The organism is Pseudomonas sp. Ant30-3 (genome assembly GCF_000690905.1).
Lineage (GTDB): Bacteria > Pseudomonadota > Gammaproteobacteria > Pseudomonadales > Pseudomonadaceae > Aquipseudomonas.
The window spans coordinates 38,496-58,816 of the sequence record NZ_JMCL01000082.1; the positions used below are offsets into that span (position 1 = coordinate 38,496).

The window sequence follows — 20,321 nt, forward strand, 5'->3', positions numbered from 1 at the left end:
GTTTGAGCTCATCGACAGCAATGGGTTCCCGGTTGGTCGGCGTCGGCGGCGGTTAAAACCCGGCGACCCCGGCCACTCTTAATGTTTCGCTCAACGCCACAACCTGCGGGTCGCGGAAAAATGCACTCAACTGTGCTGCGCGTCCCGGGCCGATGCCGGCCTCGGCTTGCCACTGCTCGCTTGATCGCTGCGCCAGTGTCTGCCAAGAATCAGCCAGCGCCGCCTGACCGGTCGGAGGCAAACCCAAGGCGCGGAGCCACTGCGCAAACGGGCGTTGTCGAGCATCGTTGAAGCTGTTCAAGAGGCGGGCACTGCTGCGCTCGCCGAAGCCATCAATGGTAGCAAGCTCTTGAGCATCGAGGGCCAACCAATCAAGCAGGCCGTTCAGGCGGCCTGTTTCTAAAAGTTTCTCCCAGGTGCCCGGTCCGACATGAGGCAAGGCTAGCCCCTTCTTGCCGCTAAGCCAGGTCAATCGCGCGAGGAATTGGCTTTCGCAGCCGGGCGTGGGTTGCCAGCAGCTCAATGCATGGAAGTCGGCCACCGAAGGTGCGGCCAGGTCGGGGCGTTCGGCGGCTCGCAGCACCACGCCGTCGAGCCTTGGGATGGTCAGGCCCGCCAGACTGATGGAAACCTGATCGCCCGGGCGAACATCCAGTTCCGCCCAGCGTTGCAGCGAGCTGACACTGACGCGTTTGATCTGTCGGTCGTCCAGCGTGAGCGGTTTGAGTTCGAGCACCGGGGTGATGCGGCCGGTGCGGCCGACCTTGAAATTGACCTTACGCACCTCGGCCAGCGCCTGAGCGTACGGGTATTTCCAGGCGACCGCCCAGTAAGGCGCTTTTGCCTGCCAGCGTTCGGCAGACGGTCGCTGGCTCTGACGCAGGACGATGCCGTCGGTGGCGAAGGGCAGGGCCGAGCGATACCAGTGATCACGCCAGTGCTCGGCGTCAGCAAACCGGCTAATCGGTTGAGCGTATTGGGCAGTGTTGGCGAAACCCAATTCGACCAGCGCCGCTGCGCGTGCGGGCAAGCTCGCCGGGCCCTGCGGCCAGTCCCACGCAAACAAGCCGACGCCGTCCGCCTGCTCCGGCGGCAACACTTTGCGTGCCATCAACCCGGCTACGGTAGAGCGCGCGTTGAGACTTCCGCTTCGGACTTGCACATGGTCGCTCAGGCGCCAGTAGAGCTCGCCTTGCACCAGCAAATCCGTGGGTTGAGACAGGGTTTGCGGAATTGCCGCGATCTGCCGCGCCGACGCGGTCCAGTCCTGGCCATTAACGCCATCGCCGCGACTTATCGCCTGATGCAGCACACCGCCGCGATAGATCAGCGTCACCGCCACGCCGTCGATCTTCGGCTGGACCCAAACGTCGATGCGATCACGCAGCCAGTCTTTAACAGCGCGAACATCGCGCAACTTGTCCAGGCCGGTGTGAGCGATGGGGTGCGCAACGGTGCCGCCTGCAGTTCGCAACGGGTCAGCGGACTGTTCCATGTTGAAACATCGACGCCATTCGCTCAGCCGCGCGCGAGATTGATCGTAGAGTTCATCGGCAATCAGGGACTGACCATCGCGGTGGTAGCTGTCGTCCCAGCGGTTGATTTGCTGTTGTAGAACGGCGATTTCCTGGGTGGCGCGGGCTGAGGGCCAGTCGGGGCATTCGTCGGTGTTGGCGTTGACGGTCGGGACAGTGAGCGCCAGCAGGGCGAGGAATAAGCGCAGGTACGGCAGCATCGAGAGCATCCTTGCTCAGTGGGATGCTTGAAGGTTAGTCAGGATTTTCTACCCGGCGCGGCAGGTGTTTTGCCTGGTGTTTCGACCTTGACCCAATAAAAAACCCCACACGGCGAACCGTGCAGGGTTTTGTGTACCGCCCGGAAAAATTACAAGCCGGCAGCGGAACGCAGAGCGTCGGCGCGGTCGGTTTTTTCCCAGGTGAACGTGGTGAACGTATCGTCGCCAACGGTCTTGGTTGCCGGGGTGCGACCGAAGTGGCCGTACGCTGCGGTTTCCTGGTACATCGGGTGTAGCAGGTCGAGCATGGTGGTGATTGCGTAGGGACGCAGGTCGAACACTTCGCGAACCAGTTTGACGATTTTGTCGTCGCTGATCTTGCCGGTGCCGAAGGTGTTCAGCGAGATCGACGTAGGCTGAGCCACACCGATCGCATAGGAAACCTGAATCTCGCAACGCTCGGCCAGGCCGGCCGCGACGATGTTCTTGGCCACGTAACGACCGGCGTAGGCAGCGGAACGGTCAACCTTCGATGGATCCTTGCCGGAGAACGCGCCGCCACCGTGACGGGCCATGCCGCCGTAGCTGTCGACGATGATCTTGCGACCGGTCAGACCGCAGTCGCCCACCGGGCCGCCGATGATGAACTGGCCAGTCGGGTTGATGTGGAACTGGGTGTCCTTGGACAGCAGCTCGGCAGGCAGCACGTGCTTGACGATCAGTTCCATTACGCCTTCGCGCAGGTCTTTGTACGACACGTCCGGGTTGTGCTGGGTCGACAGAACCACGGCGTCGATACCAACAACCTTGCCGCCTTCGTAACGGCACGTCACTTGCGACTTGGCGTCCGGGCGCAGCCATGGCAGCAGGCCGGATTTACGCGCTTCTGCCTGGCGCTGCACCAACTGGTGCGAGAAGGTGATCGGTGCTGGCATCAGCACGTCGGTTTCGTTGCTGGCGTAGCCGAACATCAGGCCCTGGTCACCGGCGCCCTGATCTTCAGGCTTGGCGCGGTCGACACCCTGGTTGATGTCAGGGGATTGCTTGCCGATGATGTTCATCACGCCGCACGTCGCGCCGTCGAAGCCGACGTCGGAGCTGTTATAGCCGATGTCGAGAATCACATTACGCACGATCTCTTCCAGGTCGACCCAGGCCGACGTGGTGACTTCACCCGCGATGATTGCCACGCCGGTTTTCACCAAAGTCTCGCACGCCACGCGGGCGAACTTGTCTTCAGCAATGATGGCGTCCAGCACCGCATCGGAAATCTGGTCGGCGATTTTGTCCGGGTGCCCTTCGGACACGGACTCGGAGGTGAAGAGGGAGTATTCGCTCATCTCGATTTTTTCCTGAATTTACCGATGGTGAGTGTCGCCAGCCGGTCGCTGAAAATGGCGGACCTGGATCTGGAAACCATTACGTAAGCCTACATAGAGGCTTTCCCCGGGAACGAGTCCCGCAGCGGTGGCCCAACGGGCCAAATCGTCCTGTTCAAACCCCAACCACAGATCACCGCAGGCCTCCCTGGCCCAACTCTGGTTGTGGCTACATAACTCTGTCACGAGCAGGCTACCGCCCGGTTGCAGCAAGGTGGCCATGTGCTTGAGCGCTTCGGCCGGTGCGGCGAAATGGTGCAGCACCATATTCAGAACGACGCAATCGGCCTGAAGATTAACCCCGTTCAATGCATCGGCCAGTTGCAGGCTGACGTTAGCCAGCGCTTGCCGATCGCAGACCTGACGCGCCAGCTCAAGCATCGCCGGGCTGTTGTCCAGCGCCGTGACATGGCGGAAGCGGCGCGCCAGTTCCGGCAGAAATGCGCCGTCGCCCGGGCCGACTTCGATGGCCGTCGCGCCGTCGCCGAAACTCAGCTTGTCGAGCAACGCCACCACACTGTCGCGGTACTGCGGCAGCCCGGCGATCAAGTCCTGCTGGGCGCGAAATTTCTCGGCGACCCGTGAGAAAAAGTCCTGGCTGGCCGCTGCGCGCTGGCCATGCACCTGACCGATCCGCGACTGCACATCGGTCGGCAGGGTCAGGTTGTCCACTTCGTCGAGCAACGCGGCGTGCAGTTTGCCGCCGAGCAAATCGGTGTGGGGCAGGGCGCGGCGGTAGAAAATTGCATTGCCTTCCCGGCGCGTCGCCACCAGATCGGCCTGGGCCAACACCTTGAGGTGATGACTCATGCCGGATTGGCCGATGGCGAAAATCTGCGCCAGTTCCAGCACGCCGAACGAGTCGTTGGCCAGCGCGCGCAATACATTCAGCCGCAGAGGATCGCCGCCGGCCTTACACAGGGCCGCCAGCTCATCGCAATCGTCATGTTGAATGGAAGGCACGCGTAAATTCATAAGGCCGGCAGTCTAGTCACGGGTCGGGAGCATCGCAAGGGCAATATCAAAAAGTTTTGATATTGCTCGATAGGTGGCACTTCCCGACCTTCGGTTTACCCTTCAAACGAACAGCGGAAAGGTTTCACCTGTCGAAACCTTCGTTATGCATGGGAAAAACGCTTCCATATGACTATCCGTCATTGCCCCGAGGCGGGTCGGTGAGGGAAAATGCTCGCCTTTTTTCCGTTTCGTATTATTCACTCTTGATTCAGAATCCCCAGGAGAACAGCGATGCCAAGCCGTCGTGAGCGTGCCAACGCCATTCGTGCCCTCAGCATGGATGCCGTGCAAAAAGCCAACAGCGGCCATCCGGGTGCCCCTATGGGTATGGCGGATATCGCCGAAGTACTTTGGCGTGACTACCTCAAGCACAACCCGAGCAATCCTTCGTTCGCCGACCGTGACCGCTTCGTGCTGTCCAACGGTCACGGTTCGATGCTGATCTATTCCCTGCTGCACCTGACCGGTTACGACCTGTCGATCGAAGACCTGAAAAACTTCCGTCAGCTGCACAGCCGTACCCCGGGTCACCCGGAATTCAGCTACACCCCGGGTGTTGAAACCACCACCGGTCCACTGGGCCAAGGCCTGGCCAACGCCGTGGGTTTCGCCCTGGCAGAGAAAGTCCTGGCGGGTCAATTCAACCGTCCTGGCCACAACATTGTCGACCACCACACCTACGTGTTCCTGGGTGATGGCTGCATGATGGAAGGCATTTCCCACGAAGTCGGCTCGCTGGCCGGTACGCTGGGTCTGGGCAAACTGATCGCTTTCTACGATGACAACGGCATTTCCATCGACGGCGAAGTCGAAGGCTGGTTCACCGATGACACGCCGAAGCGTTTCGAAGCCTACAACTGGCAGGTGATCCGCAACGTTGACGGTCACGACCCGGAAGAAATCAAGACCGCCATCGAAACTGCACGCAAAAGCGAGCAGCCGACGCTGATCTGCTGCAAGACCACCATCGGTTTCGGTTCGCCGAACAAGCAAGGTAAAGAAGACTGTCACGGCGCTCCGTTGGGTGACGCGGAGATCGCCCTGACCCGCGCAGCACTGAAGTGGAATCATGGCCCGTTCGAAATCCCGGCCGATATTTACGCTGAGTGGGATGCCAAGGAAGCCGGTCTCGCGGCCGAAGCCGAGTGGGATCAGCGTTTCGCTGCCTACTCCGCCGCATTCCCTGAGCTGGCCAACGAATTGGTGCGTCGTCTGAGCGGTGAGCTGCCGGCTGGCTTCGCTGAAAAAGCTTCGGCATATATTGCTGAAATCGCGGCCAAAGGCGAAACCATCGCCAGCCGCAAAGCCAGCCAGAACGCGCTGAACGCCTACGGCCCGTTGTTGCCGGAACTGCTCGGTGGTTCGGCTGACCTGGCCGGTTCCAACCTGACCTTGTGGAGTGGCTGCAAAGGCGTCACTGCTGAAGACGCCAGCGGCAACTACATGTACTACGGCGTGCGCGAATTCGGCATGAGCGCAATCATGAACGGCGTCGCCTTGCACGGCGGTCTGGTGCCTTACGGCGCGACCTTCCTGATGTTCATGGAATACGCGCGCAACGCGGTACGCATGGCTTCGCTGATGAAGAAGCGCGTGGTGTTCGTCTACACCCACGACTCCATCGGTCTTGGCGAAGACGGTCCGACTCACCAGCCGGTCGAGCAACTGACCAGCCTGCGCAGCACGCCGAACCTCGACACTTGGCGCCCAGCCGATGCCGTTGAATCGGCGGTCTGCTGGAAGCTTGCGATCGAGCGCAAGGACGGCCCTTCGGCGCTGATCTTCTCGCGTCAGAACCTGCAGCATCAGGAGCGTGACGCCGGCCAGATCGCCGACATCGCCCGTGGCGGTTACGTGTTGAAGGATTGCGTAGGCGAGCCTGAGCTGATCCTGATCTCCACCGGTTCGGAAGTCGGTCTGGCGGTTCAGGCGTACGACAAACTGACTGCACAAGGTCGCAATGTGCGCGTTGTTTCGATGCCTTGCACCAGCGTGTTCGATGCGCAGGACGCCGGTTACAAGCAAGCGGTTCTGCCGTTGCAGGTCAGCGCCCGTATCGCCATCGAAGCCGCGCATGCGGACTACTGGTACAAATACGTGGGCCTGGAAGGCCGCGTGATCGGCATGACCTCTTACGGCGAGTCGGCGCCTGCGCCAGCCTTGTTTGAAGAGTTTGGTTTTACCCTGGAAAACATCCTGGGTCAGGCTGAAGAGCTGCTGGAAGACTAAGGCACAATTTGTGTAGCAGCTGCCGAAGGCTGCGTCCGGCCGCGAAGCGGTCGTTGAATCAGACACTACGTTCACGTTGAAGAACGCGTTGTCAGATTCACGACCGCTTCGCGGCCGGACGCAGGCTGCGCCAGCTGCTACAAGGTTGTGTTGTTAACGAGAATTTCGTCTGCCCGCGTCTATCGAGAACCCCATGGCTCAACCGCGTCCTTACAAAGTTGCACTCAACGGCTATGGCCGCATTGGTCGTTGCGTCTTGCGTGCGTTGTTCGAGCGAGGCGAGAAGGCCGGGTTTGAGATTGTCGCAATCAACGATCTGGCCGACATGGCCAGCATCGAATACCTGACACGCTTCGACTCCACGCACGGGCGTTTTCCCGGTGAAGTGCGAGTGGACGGCGATTGTCTGCATATTAATGGCGATTGCGTGAAGGTCCTGCGCAGTGCCACCCCCGAAGGAATAGATTGGGCGTCGCTGGGGATCGACCTGGTGCTGGAGTGCTCCGGTGCCTGGCACACCCGTCAAGACGGCCAGCGCTTTCTCGACGCCGGCGCACCTCGGGTGTTGTTTTCCCAACCGATGGCCAGCGAGTCGGATGTCGACGCTACCATCGTCTACGGCGTCAATCAGGATTGCCTGAGCGGCGACGAGCTGCTGGTATCCAACGCGTCCTGCACCACCAATTGTGGCGTGCCGCTGTTGCGCCTGCTGGACCAGGCCATTGGTCTGGAGTATGTATCGATCACCACCATTCACTCGGCAATGAACGATCAGCCGGTGATCGACGCTTATCACCACGAAGACCTGCGCCGCACCCGTTCGGCGTTCCAGTCGGTGATTCCTGTGTCCACTGGTCTGGCGCGTGGTATCGAACGCTTGCTGCCGGAACTTGCTGGCCGAATTCAGGCCAAAGCCGTGCGAGTGCCGACGGTAAACGTGTCTTGTCTCGACATCACGATGCAGACCGTGAGCGACACCGACGCCACCGAGGTCAACCGGATTCTGCGCGAGGCTGCCACCAGTGGCCCGCTCAAAGGCCTGCTGGCCTACACCGAGCTGCCTCACGCAAGCTGTGATTTCAACCACGACCCACATTCGGCAATCGTCGATGCCAGTCAGACCCGCGTTTCCGGCCCACGGCTGGTGAACATCCTGGCCTGGTTCGACAACGAATGGGGTTTTGCCAACCGAATGCTGGACGTTGCAGAACATTATCTGCAAACAGCGATCAACAAACCTGCTCTCTAAATCAGCTACCAGGAAATGCGACCCATGACCGTGTTGAAGATGACCGACCTCGATCTGCAAGGTAAGCGCGTACTGATTCGCGAAGACCTCAACGTCCCAGTCAAGGACGGTGTAGTCACCAGCGATGCGCGGATCCTGGCTTCGCTGCCGACCATCAGGCTGGCCCTGGAAAAAGGCGCGGCGGTGATGGTCTGCTCGCACCTCGGCCGCCCGACCGAAGGCGAGTTTTCCGCCGAAAACAGCCTCAAGCCGGTAGCCGATTACCTGAGCAACGCTTTGGGCCGTGAAGTGCCATTGGTGGCCGATTACCTGGAAGGCGTCGAGGTCAAGGCCGGCGACATCGTCCTGTTCGAAAACGTGCGCTTCAACAAGGGCGAGAAAAAGAACGCTGACGAACTGGCGCAGCAATATGCTTCGCTATGCGACGTGTTCGTGATGGATGCCTTCGGCACCGCGCACCGCGCTGAAGGTTCGACCCACGGCGTAGCCAAGTTCGCCAAAGTTGCCGCAGCGGGCCCTTTGCTCGCCGCTGAGCTGGAAGCATTGGGCAAGGCGCTGGGTTCGCCGGCGCAGCCAATGGCCGCCATCGTTGCCGGCTCCAAGGTCTCGACCAAACTGGACGTGCTGAACAGCCTGAGCGAGATCTGCAATCAACTGATCGTCGGTGGCGGCATCGCCAACACCTTCCTCGCAGCGGCCGGTCACCCGGTCGGCAAATCCCTGTACGAACCGGACCTGCTCGACACCGCGCGTGAAATTGCGGCCAAGGTCAGCGTGCCGCTGCCAGTGGATGTTGTCGTTGCCAAGGAATTCGCGGAAAGCGCCACTGCCACCGTCAAGCTGATCGCTGACGTGGCAGAAGACGACATGATTCTGGACATCGGTCCGCAGACCGCGGCGAATTTCGCCGAATTGCTGAAATCGTCCAAAACCATTCTGTGGAACGGCCCGGTTGGCGTGTTCGAATTCGATCAGTTCGGCAATGGCACCAAAGTCCTGGCGCAAGCGATCGCTGAAAGCTCGGCGTTTTCCATCGCTGGCGGCGGCGACACCCTGGCCGCTATCGATAAATATGGCGTTGCTGACCGGATCTCCTACATTTCTACCGGTGGTGGTGCTTTCCTCGAATTCGTCGAAGGCAAAGTGTTGCCAGCCGTCGAAGTCCTCGAAAGCCGGGCCAAGGGCTGAAGTTGTGGTATTGGCCAGGCAAAGGAGTGTTCACATGGTCAGGCTGCTAGCGTTGTTGATCGTCGCCGGTTCGCTGACGGCCTGCGGGAGTAACCCGAAAGCCGCAGCGCAACCGGCGCCGCAAACCGTGGAAAAGGGCTGCTACCAGGCTGACTGGCAGGCGGAAACCAACCCGGTGATCAACAAGCGCTCAGGGCCGGACGGCCTGGAGAAATACGAAACACTGACACCCGCCAAGGAACATGGCTGTCCTTGACGGGTCTGACTCCTTACTCAGGGCTGGCGGCATGTTTCGTCGGCCGAGGAACACGGATGAAAGGTTTTATCGCCATTACGGCGTTGGCGTTGCTGGCGGGTTGCTCCAGTTTCAACCTGTTCAAACCGGCCGAACCAACGGACAGCTGGACCACCTGGACCTGTGACAGTCAGGCCAAAGTGTTGTGGCGTTACGTCAATGAAAGCCGCGAAGAAGTAGACGTCCGCCTCGGCGGGGCCGAACAGGTTTATCGCCTGAAGCAAGAGCCTGGCGCGTCGGGTGCGCTATATAGCAGTGACATGCTGGCGTTTCACATCAAAGGTGAGGAAGGCCTGGTTTACTGGGTCGCCACCAATGATTTGATTGGCCGCGGTTGTAAAGCGCAGTAATCACGGCTGACGTAGTCCTTGTAGGAGCTGGCTTGCCAGCGATGAGGCCCTGAAGGCCTGCACTGTCCGAATGGACGCCATCGCCAGCAAGCCGGCTCCTACGGAGGATGTGTTGCGCAGTAGAGCAACACCCAATTCGCAGCACGGGCCAACCCCCGATCTGCAATAACTTGAATAGCCACCGCCGCTCCGGCAGGCTGACACGATTAACGACCCAAACCGGGAGAGACACGCACAATGGCACTTATCAGCATGCGCCAGATGCTGGACCACGCAGCCGAATTCGGCTACGGCGTTCCAGCCTTCAACGTCAACAACCTTGAGCAGATGCGCGCCATCATGGAAGCCGCTGACAAGACTGACTCCCCGGTGATCGTCCAGGCTTCGGCCGGTGCTCGCAAATACGCCGGTGCGCCGTTCCTGCGTCACCTGATCCTCGCAGCAATCGAAGAATTCCCGCATATCCCGGTGTGCATGCACCAGGACCACGGCACCAGCCCTGACGTCTGCCAGCGCTCCATTCAACTGGGCTTCAGCTCGGTGATGATGGACGGTTCCCTCGGCGAAGACGGCAAGACCCCGACCGACTACGACTACAACGTCCGTGTCACTCAGCAGACTGTAGCCATGGCTCACGCCTGCGGCGTTTCGGTTGAAGGTGAGCTGGGCTGCCTGGGTTCGCTGGAAACCGGCATGGCCGGTGAAGAAGACGGCATCGGCGCTGAAGGCGTCCTGGATCACAGCCAGATGCTGACCGACCCGGAAGAAGCCGCTGATTTCGTCAAGCGCACCCAGGTCGATGCGTTGGCAATCGCCATCGGTACCAGCCACGGCGCCTACAAATTCACCAAGCCACCTACCGGCGACGTGTTGGCCATCGACCGCATCAAAGAAATCCACAAGCGCATTCCGAACACCCACCTGGTGATGCACGGTTCGTCTTCGGTTCCGCAAGAGTGGCTGGCGATCATCAACCAGTACGGCGGCGACATCAAAGAAACCTACGGCGTGCCGGTTGAAGAAATCGTCGAAGGCATCAAGCACGGCGTGCGCAAGGTCAACATCGACACCGACCTGCGCCTGGCGTCCACCGGTGCAATGCGTCGCCTGATGGCCACCAACCCAAGCGAATTCGACCCGCGCAAATTCTTCGGCGCCACCGTAACTGCGATGCGTGATGTCTGTATCGCTCGTTATGAAGCCTTTGGTACTGCCGGCAACGCTTCAAAGATCAAACCGATCTCGCTGGAAGCGATGTACCAGCGTTATCTGAAGGGTGAGTTGAACGCTAAGGTCAACTAAGCCTTCTGCGTTGAACCCTAGAAAAACCCGCAGGAATGCGGGTTTTTTATTGCCTGAAAAAAGGCGCCGCTCTGTAGCAGCTGTCGAGCCTGCGTCCAGCCGCGAAGCAGTCGTTAAAATCACAGACCCCATCCATGCGAAAGGAGCGATGGCGAGGACTTCGTCTTCGAACGCAGCCTCGCAGGCTCGGCAGCTGCTACAGGGATTTGGCGTTACTTATCGTGATCAATATCCAGCTTGCTGAACATCACCTTCCCGCCTTCGCTGGTATATCCGGAGTTATCCTGCACATACACACCCGCCTTGAAATACAGCGGTTTGACGCGCCATTTCTCGCTGATGTTGGTATCCCACTGATAGCCCGCCGCACTGATGCCCAGTGCGCCGCCCGGACTCAGGTGAATAAGATAGGAAAATTCCTGATGGAGTTTTACGCCAGTCGCGACAGTGATGACCCGACCCTCGTCGTCATCGGGGCGCATGCGCACTTTGGCGACAATATCGCCAGTGTCCGAACTGGTATCGTATTGATATTCAACCTTCACCATCGGCTTCTGGCTTTGAAAAGCGTGGATCTGGCCGATGACAATCTTGCCAGAACTGGGAACCTGCTTAACTGCCAGCGTTGCTCGAAGAAAATTGTCAGCGTCGGGGTAGTACCAGTTTCGCAAGGTGCCGTTGCTGTAGGTTTCGCGCAATTCCGTGCGGGCATATTTAGCGTTTTCGGTGCGGGTGCCTGTCACCGGAGACCAGAAAAACAGCGTTCCGGTATTTGAATGGAAGTATTGATCCTTGAATCCCTTCACCAGTTTCGTGGTCTCGACAGTGTAGGGAGGGCTACCGACAGGAACGCTCAGATTCCAGGTTGCAAGATCGATCATAGACAAAAGCTTCCACAGATTTTTACGGCACGCACGTTCCAGAAGCTCTGGCGCGCGCCTTGGGGGCAATCCTTATAATCGTAGAAGTTCAATTTGTTAATGCGTGATTGACAAACGGGTGACGTCAATATCCTGTTAAAAGGCCATCTCTCGCGGTTTTAGCGGCCTGTAGCAGTGACCGTTAGTCGGCCAGCGAAGTTAATGGTTAAATGCTGGCGTACTGACACCTTCTGCTTTGACGGATCCCGGTCTAGAGTGGAGGCTTCGTATTTGTCCGGTTTGTCTGAAAAACCGGCCTGACGCCCCGACAAGAGAAGCAGCATGGAATGCGCGCAAATCACGCCAGCTGAAGGCGGCTCTACCTTACTGATCGTCGACGACTACCCTGAAAACCTGGTCAGCATGCGCGCATTGCTGGAGCGCCAGGACTGGCAGGTCATCACGGCTGGCTCCGGTTTCGAAGCCCTCAGTCTGCTGCTTGAATACGATATCGACCTGGTTCTGCTGGATGTGCAGATGCCTGGCATGGACGGTTTTGAAGTAGCGCGGTTGATGCGTGGGAGCCAGCGCACCCGCCTTACCCCGATCATTTTTCTGACCGCCAACGAACAGTCGCAGGACGCCGTGATCAAGGGTTACGCGAGTGGCGCGGTTGATTACCTGTTCAAACCGTTCAACCCGCAAATCCTCAAACCTAAAGTCCAGGCCTTGCTGGAGCACCAGCGTAACCGCCGGGCGCTGCAGCGTCTGAGCCATGATCTGGAAGTCGCGCGCGCGTTTAATGCCTCGGTATTGGATAACGCCGCCGAAGGTATTCTGGTCGTCGGCGAAGACGGTCTGATTCGCTTTGCCAACCCGGCCATGTCGCGGCTGCTCAATGCCACGCAACAGGAATTGCAGGGCACTGTTTTTTTGAATTATCTGCAAAAGCCGCATGTGCCGGTCTGGGCAGACTCGGACCTGCTCAAGGGCTTCAGAGGCGGCGAAACCTTGCGACTGCACGACGCGCTGTTGCGCACGGCGTGTGGTCAGCAGGTGCCGGTAGCGCTGTCCTGCGCGCCGTTGCCCAGCCCGCAACAGGCGATGGTGGTGACCGTGCTCGACATGTCAGTGGTGCGCCATCTGCATCAGCAACTGGAGGTCCAGGCCGTCACCGACCCGTTGACCGGGTTGCTCAATCGCCGTGGTTTTTACCAGACCGTGGAGAACCTGCTGCAGCGCGACGAACGCACGGACAGCGGCTGGGTATTGCTGTATCTCGACCTGGACGGGTTCAAACGGGTCAATGATTCCCTCGGCCATGATGCTGGCGACCGCGTGTTGCGCTGGGTGTCGGAGCAGCTCAAGGCCTGCCTGCGCCCGTTCGACATACTGGCGCGCATTGGCGGTGACGAGTTCACCGCGTTGCTGGACCTGGAAGCGCCCGAACAGGCGGCGAAGATCGCCGAGCAGCTGATTGAACGCGTATCGATCTGTCAGCAGATCGATGGCCTGGACATCGCCCTCGGTGCGAGTATCGGTATCGCGATCTTTCCCGACTGCGGTGCTGATCTGGACGGGTTGATGCGCGCATCCGACATCGCCATGTATGAGGCCAAGCGTGCAGGTCGTCAGCAGTATCGCTTCTACGATCACGATATGAATGGCCGCGCGCGCTCGCGGCTGATGCTCGAGGAAAGCGTGCGCGCCGCCATCGAGAACCGCGATTTCAGCCTGGTGTATCAGCCGCAGGTGGCAATCGACAGCGGGCAAATCCGAGGGTTCGAAGCACTCTTGCGCTGGCAGCACCCCAGCGTTGGCGATGTTCCGCCCGGGCTGTTTTTACCGCTGCTGGAGGAAGCGCGGCTGATCAGCCGGTTGGGCAGCTGGATCTATCATCATGGCGCCGAACAACGCAAAGCCTGGGAACCCGTGTTTGCAGACGAGCTGGTGCTGGCGGTCAGCTTGAGCGGTACGCAATTCGGCATGCCCAATCTGGTCACCGAGTTGCGCCAGGTGCTGGAGCGTCATGACTTGCAAGCGCGTCATCTGGAGGTCGAGATCACAGAAGAGGCCTTGATGCAGCACCCGGAAGAGACCCGCAAACAGTTGCGACTGCTGCGCAATCTGGGGGTGCGGGTGGCGCTGGACGACTTCGGTTCGGGGCCTTGCTCGCTGTCATTGTTGCGGGATATTGAGCTGGATACGGTCAAGCTTGACCGGCACTTGATCGCCCGGTTGCCCGAGTCCAGGCGAGACGCCGCGCTGGTGCAGCATGTGATCGACCTCTGTCAGCAATTCGACATTCTGGTCATTGCTGAAGGCGTGGAAACGCTCGCGCAATACGAGTGGCTGCGTGCAAACGGCTGTGGCTTCGTGCAAGGCTTTCTGGTGGCAAAGCCGCTGGTCGCCGAAGACGCGGGCGACTTTGTGCACCCGTTCGACTGGAGCGCGTTACCCCGCTGAATTCGCTACACTGGCGGCCTTTATCGAAGCTGATGCTGTCCGCCTCACTATGACTGCGCTGAAATACCTCCAGGCTTATCCTGTCGATTTGCAGGACCAAGTGCGCTGGCTGATCACTGAAGGTCGGCTGGGCGACTACTTGAGCCAGCGCTATCCCGACAAGCACGACGTGCAGAGCGACAAAGCGCTGTACGCCTACGCGCTGGATTTGAAACAGGAATACCTGAGAAATGCCCCGGCGATCGACAAGGTGTTATTCGACAACCGCCTCGACCTGACCCACCGCGCCCTCGGCCTGCACACCACGATTTCGCGCGTGCAGGGCGGCAAGCTCAAGGCAAAGAAGGAAATCCGCGTGGCGGCGCTGTTCAAGGACGCACCCGCGGCGTTTCTGAAAATTATCGTGGTGCATGAACTGGCGCACTTTAAGGAATCGGACCACAACAAGGCCTTCTACAAACTCTGCGAACACATGTTGCCGGGTTATCACCAGGTGGAGTTCGATCTGCGCGTCTACCTGACGTGGCGGGACATGCCGGCGATCCCAAACGCGTAGGAGCTAGCGCAGGCTGCGATCTTTTGATTTTCAAACACCCGGAGCGCATGGATGGACGTCAGCAAGACCAAAAGCAGTTTCTATCGCCGTCTTTACGTGGCGTATCTGATCGACAGTGGCGTTGCGAGCAGCGTTCCTGCCCTGACCGAAGTGACCGGCATGCCCCGTCGCACGGCCCAGGACACCATTGCAGCGTTGGCGGATCTGGACATTGTGTGTGAGTTCGAGCAGGAAGAGGGCGCTCGCAACCATGCCGGTCGCTATCGGATTCGCGAGTGGGGAGCGATCGACAAGGGCTGGATCGAGGGTAATTTGCGGCAGATCAAAGCGGTGCTGGAATATCCCTGACCTGCGCGGTTCAGCATTTGAGGAAAGGGCCTTACGGCCGACGCATCCCGATGTGCGGAATGTCATCCTCCAGGTATTCCTCACCCGCCACGACAAATCCGTAGCGCCCGTAATACCCCTGCAGGTGCGCCTGAGCTGAAAGATAGATCGACACGTCCGGCCAGTACTTGTCAGCCTGTTTCAGCGCCTGCTCCATCAGCTCGTGCCCAAGTCCGGTGCCGCGCGCCTGCGGGGCGATGATCACCCGGCCGATCACCACGTCGCCGCCCTGCAGCTCTGGATCAAGCAAGCGCAGATACGCCACCAGCCTGTCCTCATCCCACGCCATCAGATGGCAGGTGTCACCTGCCAGGTCCTGGCCGTCCACGTCCTGATAACAGCATTTCTGCTCGACGACGAAGACTTCGACGCGCAACTGCAGAATTGCGTACAGCTGCTCTTTGCCCAGATCAGTGTGGTGTTTGCAGACCCAATCGATTGTCATTTTTGCATTCCTTGATCAACTCGCCCCGATACTAAGCGCACCGGCGAAAGATGTCTGTATGGCGAATAAATCTGTGACAAAGGCCAAAATGCCATCATTCATTTCGCGCGCGCTCGTATTCTTTGTGTAATCTGGAATGCAGCGCTGTGCAATGGCGTCGATGAGCTAGTGTTAGTACCTGGGTTTTGCCGGTACGGGGCCTTGGAGTTTTGGCTGAAACACACCGGGCCTCCCGCCCGTTAAGGATTTCTGGCATGCCGCGATTGCATCGAGCGTTGGCCTTGATCGGTTTGCTGTTGCTGACCCACGCGGCAGCCGCGCAAAAACTGCGTCTGGTCGCCGACGCCTGGCCCCCCTTTACCGACGCCACGCTGATCAACGGCGGGTTGGCGACTGACATCGTCAGCACCGCACTGGCCCGGGCCGGCTATGCCAGCGAGTTCCATCAGGTCCCCTGGGCGCGAGCATTATTGGGTGTGGGCGAGGGGCGCTACGACGTCCTGGTCAACGCCTGGTACGCCGAGGATCGCACCCGACTCGGCCAGTTTTCCGGTGAATACCTGATTAACCGCGTGCGCTTTATCAAGCGTAAAGACGCGCCAATCGAATACAACAACTTGCAGCAATTGCACACTTACCCAATTGCGGTGGTGCGCGGCTATGCCTACTCGTCAGCCTTCGACGAAGACATGGTGCTACAGAAAGTCCCCGTGCACAGTTTCGCCATGGCGGTGCGCATGCTCGCCGCCGATCGGGTCAAGCTGACGCTGGAAGATGAATTTGTCGCGCGTTATTACTTATCGCGCGAATCCGCCAAAGTGCGTAACGCCGTTGAGTTTTTGCCCAAGCCATTGAGTGAGAACAGCCTGCACATTCTGGTCAGCCTGAAAAACCCTAAGCATGCAGAAATCGTATCGAATTTCGACCGCGAGATTGCCGAGATGAAGGCGGATGGCAGTTACCAGCGAATATTGAAGCGGCATGGGATGTGAAGAACTTGAGGCCCGCTCATGCGACGCGCTCCTCAATCCTTGCTCGTACCCTTGATCAAGTGCGCCGCCAACGTCCGCAACGGCCCCAGTTGGCGGCAAATCAACGCCAGCTGCGTCTGCACCAGTCGCTGACCTTCGTCGATCTCGTCCGGCATTTGCTCCAGCTCATTGGCCTGCGCCTCTTCGTCATCGCTTTGAATCGCGATGGGCGTCTTGCTCGCCAATCCTTGTGCGATTTCATCGATACTCGCGGCCAGTCTCACCCCCGCGCCGTCAATCAAATGCTCGCGCACATCAGGCGGCAGCGGGGTTTCGCGGTGCGCGCCCAGCCCCGACAGATAACTCAGCAGCGTGTGCGACAGCACCAGAAAGCGGAAGCCGACATCGGCTTCCTTACGGAAATGCCCGGGCTCCATCAGCATGTTGGCCAGTGTGGTCGACAGCGCCGCGTCGGCATTGTGTGCGTTACGCCGGGCGAGACGATAGGCGAGGTCGTCGCTTTTGCCCGCAGCGTATTGCTGCATGATCTGGCGCAGGTAAATGCTGTTGCAGGTCAGGGTATTGGCCAGCACCTTGTTCAGGCGTCGGCCCTGCCAGTCCGGCAAAAACAGGAACACCGCGAGGCCGGCAATCAGGCTGCCCAGTAACGTATCGAACAGCCGTGGCAGGAACAGGCCATAACCGTCGCCCACCTGATTGAAACAGAACAGCACCATCAAGGTGATCGCGGCGGTGGCCAGTGTGTAGCGGGTGGTGCGGTTGGTGAAGAACACTACCCCGGCGGCGATGGCGAAGCACGATTGCACCAGAGGATTGGGGAACAGATCAAACAGTGCCCAGGCCACGGTCAGGCCGATCGCGGTGCCGATAATCCGTTGGCCGAGTTTGCGGCGGGTGGCGCCGTAGTTCGGCTGACACACGAACAGCGTGGTGAGAATGATCCAGTAACCCTGTGACGGGTGGATCAAATGCACCATGCCGTAGCCAACACTCAGCGCCAGGGGCAGGCGCAGTGCGTGGCGGAACAGCAACGACGTCGGCGTCAGCTGCGTGCGCAAGCGAATCCAGACATCCTTGAGGCTGCGCGGCGACCGGTCGAGCAGGCTGCTGTCGGTAGCATCGGCGAGGGCGTCGGGGTTGCTGGCGTCGCTGAGCAGCCGATCCAGCGTGCCAAGGTTGGCCGCCAGCGCCCGCAGTGATCGCAGCAACCCGCGCCAGGCCGGGTTGCTCTGGATGCGCAAGTGTTCGAGGGAGGCGTGCAAGTCGCCCAGTGCTTCGGCGAAGCTGGCGTCGTAGACGAACGGCTGGCGCATCTGGATCGATTCCGCCAGCGCTCGGCAGGCTTTGCCTTGCTGGCGCAGCAGGCGCTGACAGCGGAACAGTACGTCGCTGTGGAAGAACGCTTCCGCCAGCGCGTTGTAGGGATAGTGCGAGGAGCTGGCGCGCTCGTGGATGTCTTGCGCGAGGAAGTACAGTTTGAGGTAGCGGCTGACTTTCGAGCCGGGCCGACCGTTGCCGACACGGTGCAGGATGATTTCCTTGGCCGCATTCAACGCCGCGACTACACGGCCGTTCTGCTGAGCAAGTTCCAGCCGTCGCGCTTCCACGTCCATCTGCCGGATAGGCTCGAACAGCGAAGACTTCAACTTCAGGTACAAACCCAGTTCACGGAACAGCCGCGCCAGACTTTGCTGCACCGGCTGGTTGGAGAAGAGCGCCTGCCACAGCACTGACAACAGGCCGTACCAGGCGGCGCCGGCCACCAGCAGCATCGGCTCATGCCAGAAATCGGTGACCGGGCCGCCGCGCTGGTCTACGCCGATCATGGTGTAGACCGAGAGGATGAGGGTGGCCGAGGCGATCGCGCCATAGCGTTCGCCTAACGCGCCGAGCATGGTCAGGCCGAAACTGGCGAGCGCGAGGGCGATGACAAAAATGATCGGGTAGGGGAACAGCAATTCGACGGACAGGGCGGCAATGGTGAAACACACCAGCGTCACGGCCAGCGAATTGAGGCGGCCCTGCCAACTGTCGTCGGTCTCGGCCAGGGCGCTGGCGATGATCCCGAGGAACAACGGGATCAACAGGCGCATTTCGTCCTGATACCAGCACAGCGCCATGCTGCCGGTCAGCGCAATGAACACCCGCACGCTGTAACTGAATTTATCCAGTGCCCAGAGGCGACGCAGAGACTGTTGGAAAGAGGTCGATGACATGAAGTGCGAAGGCCTTCCGAGGCAATGGCGCTAAATTGAGCCAGTAATGACGCCGACGCAATGGCGGCGATCACATCTGACAGCAAAATCTGTTCCTTGCTGGGTGAGATGCAGGTCTGCGCTAGATGCCAGGTCTGCATTGAACACTGGGGCGAGGGGATTTATCCCCGTCGGGCGGCGAAGCGGCCCCCAGATGGGTAAACGCATTACCTCAGGCAGACCTGTGTCGCGGTTTTACGACTGCTTCGCAGCCGGACGGGGATAAATCCCCTCGCCACAAAAGCCCCATTCCATTTCGATGCGACTCAGACGTATTGCGCAGCCGCGTAGCCGGAGGCCCAGGCCCATTGAAAGTTGAATCCGCCCAGATGCCCGGTGACGTCGAGTACTTCACCGATAAAATAAAGCCCCGGGCTTTTCAGCGATTCCATGGTCTTGGACGACACTTCGCGCGTGTCGACCCCGCCCAGCGTCACTTCTGCCGTGCGATAGCCTTCGGTCCCGGCCGGCACGACTTTCCAGCTCGCCAGTTTTTCCGCGATGTCGGCGATTTCGGCGTGGGTGTACTGCTTCATCGGTTTGGAGACGAACCAGTTATCGGCCAGCAGGTTGGCCATCTTCTTGGTGAAGATTTCCCCCAGCAAGGTTTTCAGTTCGCTGTTCGGGCGTTCGGCTTGCTGCTGTTGCAGCCAGGCCGGGACGTCATGATCCGGCAGCAGATTGATCTCTATCGGATCGCCCGACTCCCAGAACGACGAAATCTGCAGGATCGCCGGTCCGCTGAGGCCTCGGTGGGTAAACAAAATGTTTTCGCGGAAACTCTGTTCGTTACAGCTAACCAGACAATCCACCGAAGTCCCGGACAGCTCTGTGCACAGCTCTTTGAGCTGATCGGTGATGGTGAACGGCACCAGCCCGGCGCGGGTCGCCAGCAGTTCGTGGCCGAACTGTTTAGCGACCTGATAACCGAACCCGGTGGCGCCCAGGGTCGGAATCGACAGACCGCCCGTTGCGATCACCAGGGATTCGCAGGTGATTTGATCGAGGGTGGTTTGCAGCAGATAGCCGCTGTCCATTTTCTCGATGTGCTGAATCGATGTGTCCAGGTGCAGGCTGACGCCGACCTGTTCGCACTCGTTGAGCAGCATCTCGAGGATGTCGCTGGATTTGTTATCGCAAAACAGCTGGCCGAGTTTTTTCTCGTGGTAGGGCACGCCGTGCTTGGCGACCATGCCGATGAAATCCCACTGGGTATAACGCGCCAGTGCGGATTTGCAGAAGTGCTCGTTGTGCGAGAGAAAATTGCCAGGTTCGGTGTACATGTTGGTGAAGTTGCAGCGACCACCGCCCGACATCAGGATTTTCTTGCCGGCCTTGTTGGCATGGTCGAGCAGCAACACCTTGCGCCCGCGCCCGGCGGCGGTCAGCGCACACATCAACCCTGCGGCGCCAGCGCCAATGATCACGACTTCGGTAGAGCGCAAAACGGTGTCCTCGAGTTTCGTTGGCAGGCTTGGGAGCGCTATTTTGTGGCGAGGGAGCTTGCTCCCGCTCGAGTGCGAAGCACTCGCAAAAGGTGCTGCCACATGCTTGATGGGAGCACCGCGATTGCAGTTTCGGGTCTGCTACGCAGACCAGCGGGAGCAAGCTCCCTC

17 protein-coding genes are annotated in these 20,321 nt (G+C 59.6%); 10 read left to right on the forward strand and 7 right to left on the reverse strand.

Annotated features, from left to right (window positions below):
* Positions 1–52 precede the first annotated feature (52 nt).
* The 3 genes from ligB to DU29_RS0120020 all read right to left on the reverse strand — a co-directional run bounded on the left by ligB (position 53) and on the right by DU29_RS0120020 (position 4,089).
* Positions 53–1,735, reverse strand: a complete 1,683-nt coding sequence (ligB, locus tag DU29_RS0120010) for an NAD-dependent DNA ligase LigB (protein ID WP_028623286.1) — start codon at positions 1,733–1,735, stop codon at positions 53–55.
* 149 nt (positions 1,736–1,884) lie between these two features.
* Positions 1,885–3,075, reverse strand: coding sequence for a methionine adenosyltransferase (gene metK / locus DU29_RS0120015; protein WP_028623287.1), 1,191 nt, complete (start codon positions 3,073–3,075; stop codon positions 1,885–1,887).
* 18 nt (positions 3,076–3,093) lie between these two features.
* Entirely contained in the window at positions 3,094–4,089 is a 996-nt protein-coding gene (locus DU29_RS0120020; RefSeq protein WP_028623288.1) for an ArsR/SmtB family transcription factor, read from the reverse strand.
* A gap of 273 nt (positions 4,090–4,362) precedes the next feature.
* Between DU29_RS0120020 and tkt the strand changes: the two genes are divergently transcribed.
* The 6 genes from tkt (at position 4,363) to fba (ending at position 10,744) form a co-directional block, all read left to right on the forward strand.
* Positions 4,363–6,360, forward strand: coding sequence for a transketolase (tkt, locus tag DU29_RS0120025; protein ID WP_028623289.1), 1,998 nt, complete (start codon positions 4,363–4,365; stop codon positions 6,358–6,360).
* Positions 6,361–6,553: 193 nt separating this feature from the next.
* Positions 6,554–7,609 (forward strand): erythrose-4-phosphate dehydrogenase, encoded by a 1,056-nt coding sequence (gene epd, locus DU29_RS0120030; protein WP_028623290.1) that lies wholly within the window; start codon positions 6,554–6,556, stop codon positions 7,607–7,609.
* Positions 7,610–7,633: 24 nt separating this feature from the next.
* Positions 7,634–8,797 (forward strand): phosphoglycerate kinase, encoded by a 1,164-nt coding sequence (locus DU29_RS0120035; RefSeq protein WP_028623291.1) that lies wholly within the window; start codon positions 7,634–7,636, stop codon positions 8,795–8,797.
* A gap of 34 nt (positions 8,798–8,831) precedes the next feature.
* Positions 8,832–9,053: a hypothetical protein gene (locus DU29_RS0120040; RefSeq protein ID WP_028623292.1), complete on the forward strand. Its 222-nt coding sequence runs from the start codon at positions 8,832–8,834 to the stop codon at positions 9,051–9,053.
* Between the two features lie 56 nt (positions 9,054–9,109).
* Positions 9,110–9,442, forward strand: coding sequence for an MliC family protein (locus tag DU29_RS0120045; protein WP_028623293.1), 333 nt, complete (start codon positions 9,110–9,112; stop codon positions 9,440–9,442).
* A gap of 237 nt (positions 9,443–9,679) precedes the next feature.
* On the forward strand, positions 9,680–10,744 hold the full coding sequence (gene fba, locus DU29_RS0120050) for a class II fructose-bisphosphate aldolase (RefSeq protein WP_008081027.1): 1,065 nt from the start codon (positions 9,680–9,682) through the stop codon (positions 10,742–10,744).
* A 212-nt stretch (positions 10,745–10,956) separates the two neighbouring features.
* Here fba and DU29_RS0120055 read toward each other — a convergent pair whose 3' ends face one another.
* The gene (locus DU29_RS0120055; RefSeq protein ID WP_028623294.1) at positions 10,957–11,625 is read right to left on the reverse strand and encodes a polysaccharide lyase family 7 protein; all 669 of its coding nucleotides are present in this window, start codon (positions 11,623–11,625) and stop codon (positions 10,957–10,959) included.
* Between the two features lie 321 nt (positions 11,626–11,946).
* Here DU29_RS0120055 and DU29_RS0120060 point away from each other — a divergent pair, with 321 nt between their 5' ends.
* From DU29_RS0120060 to DU29_RS0120070, 3 genes are read left to right on the forward strand one after another with little or no spacing between them, the layout of a single operon-like run.
* Positions 11,947–14,070, forward strand: coding sequence for a putative bifunctional diguanylate cyclase/phosphodiesterase (locus DU29_RS0120060; RefSeq protein WP_028623295.1), 2,124 nt, complete (start codon positions 11,947–11,949; stop codon positions 14,068–14,070).
* Between the two features lie 49 nt (positions 14,071–14,119).
* Positions 14,120–14,626, forward strand: coding sequence for a M48 metallopeptidase family protein (locus DU29_RS0120065; RefSeq protein ID WP_028623296.1), 507 nt, complete (start codon positions 14,120–14,122; stop codon positions 14,624–14,626).
* A gap of 51 nt (positions 14,627–14,677) precedes the next feature.
* Entirely contained in the window at positions 14,678–14,974 is a 297-nt protein-coding gene (locus tag DU29_RS0120070; protein WP_028623297.1) for a winged helix-turn-helix domain-containing protein, read from the forward strand.
* A 31-nt stretch (positions 14,975–15,005) separates the two neighbouring features.
* Here the strand turns inward: DU29_RS0120070 and DU29_RS0120075 are convergent, their stop codons facing one another.
* Entirely contained in the window at positions 15,006–15,458 is a 453-nt protein-coding gene (locus tag DU29_RS0120075; RefSeq protein WP_028623298.1) for a GNAT family N-acetyltransferase, read from the reverse strand.
* A 254-nt stretch (positions 15,459–15,712) separates the two neighbouring features.
* On the opposite strand from DU29_RS0120075, the gene DU29_RS0120080 reads away from it, so the two are divergent.
* On the forward strand, positions 15,713–16,450 hold the full coding sequence (locus DU29_RS0120080) for a substrate-binding periplasmic protein (protein WP_028623299.1): 738 nt from the start codon (positions 15,713–15,715) through the stop codon (positions 16,448–16,450).
* A gap of 32 nt (positions 16,451–16,482) precedes the next feature.
* Here the strand turns inward: DU29_RS0120080 and yccS are convergent, their stop codons facing one another.
* Entirely contained in the window at positions 16,483–18,666 is a 2,184-nt protein-coding gene (gene yccS, locus DU29_RS0120085) for a YccS family putative transporter (RefSeq protein ID WP_028623300.1), read from the reverse strand.
* Positions 18,667–18,971: 305 nt separating this feature from the next.
* Positions 18,972–20,150 (reverse strand): NAD(P)/FAD-dependent oxidoreductase, encoded by a 1,179-nt coding sequence (locus DU29_RS0120090; RefSeq protein ID WP_028623301.1) that lies wholly within the window; start codon positions 20,148–20,150, stop codon positions 18,972–18,974.
* Positions 20,151–20,321: the final 171 nt, after the last annotated feature.

Coding starts and splice junctions, on each gene's coding strand:
- ligB (WP_028623286.1), bottom strand. CDS start 1,735: ATGCTGCCGTACCTGCGCTTATTCCTCGCCCTGCTGGCGCTCACTGTC.
- metK (WP_028623287.1), bottom strand. CDS start 3,075: ATGAGCGAATACTCCCTCTTCACCTCCGAGTCCGTGTCCGAAGGGCAC.
- DU29_RS0120020 (WP_028623288.1), bottom strand. CDS start 4,089: ATGAATTTACGCGTGCCTTCCATTCAACATGACGATTGCGATGAGCTG.
- tkt (WP_028623289.1), top strand. CDS start 4,363: ATGCCAAGCCGTCGTGAGCGTGCCAACGCCATTCGTGCCCTCAGCATG.
- epd (WP_028623290.1), top strand. CDS start 6,554: ATGGCTCAACCGCGTCCTTACAAAGTTGCACTCAACGGCTATGGCCGC.
- DU29_RS0120035 (WP_028623291.1), top strand. CDS start 7,634: ATGACCGTGTTGAAGATGACCGACCTCGATCTGCAAGGTAAGCGCGTA.
- DU29_RS0120040 (WP_028623292.1), top strand. CDS start 8,832: ATGGTCAGGCTGCTAGCGTTGTTGATCGTCGCCGGTTCGCTGACGGCC.
- DU29_RS0120045 (WP_028623293.1), top strand. CDS start 9,110: ATGAAAGGTTTTATCGCCATTACGGCGTTGGCGTTGCTGGCGGGTTGC.
- fba (WP_008081027.1), top strand. CDS start 9,680: ATGGCACTTATCAGCATGCGCCAGATGCTGGACCACGCAGCCGAATTC.
- DU29_RS0120055 (WP_028623294.1), bottom strand. CDS start 11,625: ATGATCGATCTTGCAACCTGGAATCTGAGCGTTCCTGTCGGTAGCCCT.
- DU29_RS0120060 (WP_028623295.1), top strand. CDS start 11,947: ATGGAATGCGCGCAAATCACGCCAGCTGAAGGCGGCTCTACCTTACTG.
- DU29_RS0120065 (WP_028623296.1), top strand. CDS start 14,120: ATGACTGCGCTGAAATACCTCCAGGCTTATCCTGTCGATTTGCAGGAC.
- DU29_RS0120070 (WP_028623297.1), top strand. CDS start 14,678: ATGGACGTCAGCAAGACCAAAAGCAGTTTCTATCGCCGTCTTTACGTG.
- DU29_RS0120075 (WP_028623298.1), bottom strand. CDS start 15,458: ATGACAATCGATTGGGTCTGCAAACACCACACTGATCTGGGCAAAGAG.
- DU29_RS0120080 (WP_028623299.1), top strand. CDS start 15,713: ATGCCGCGATTGCATCGAGCGTTGGCCTTGATCGGTTTGCTGTTGCTG.
- yccS (WP_028623300.1), bottom strand. CDS start 18,666: ATGTCATCGACCTCTTTCCAACAGTCTCTGCGTCGCCTCTGGGCACTG.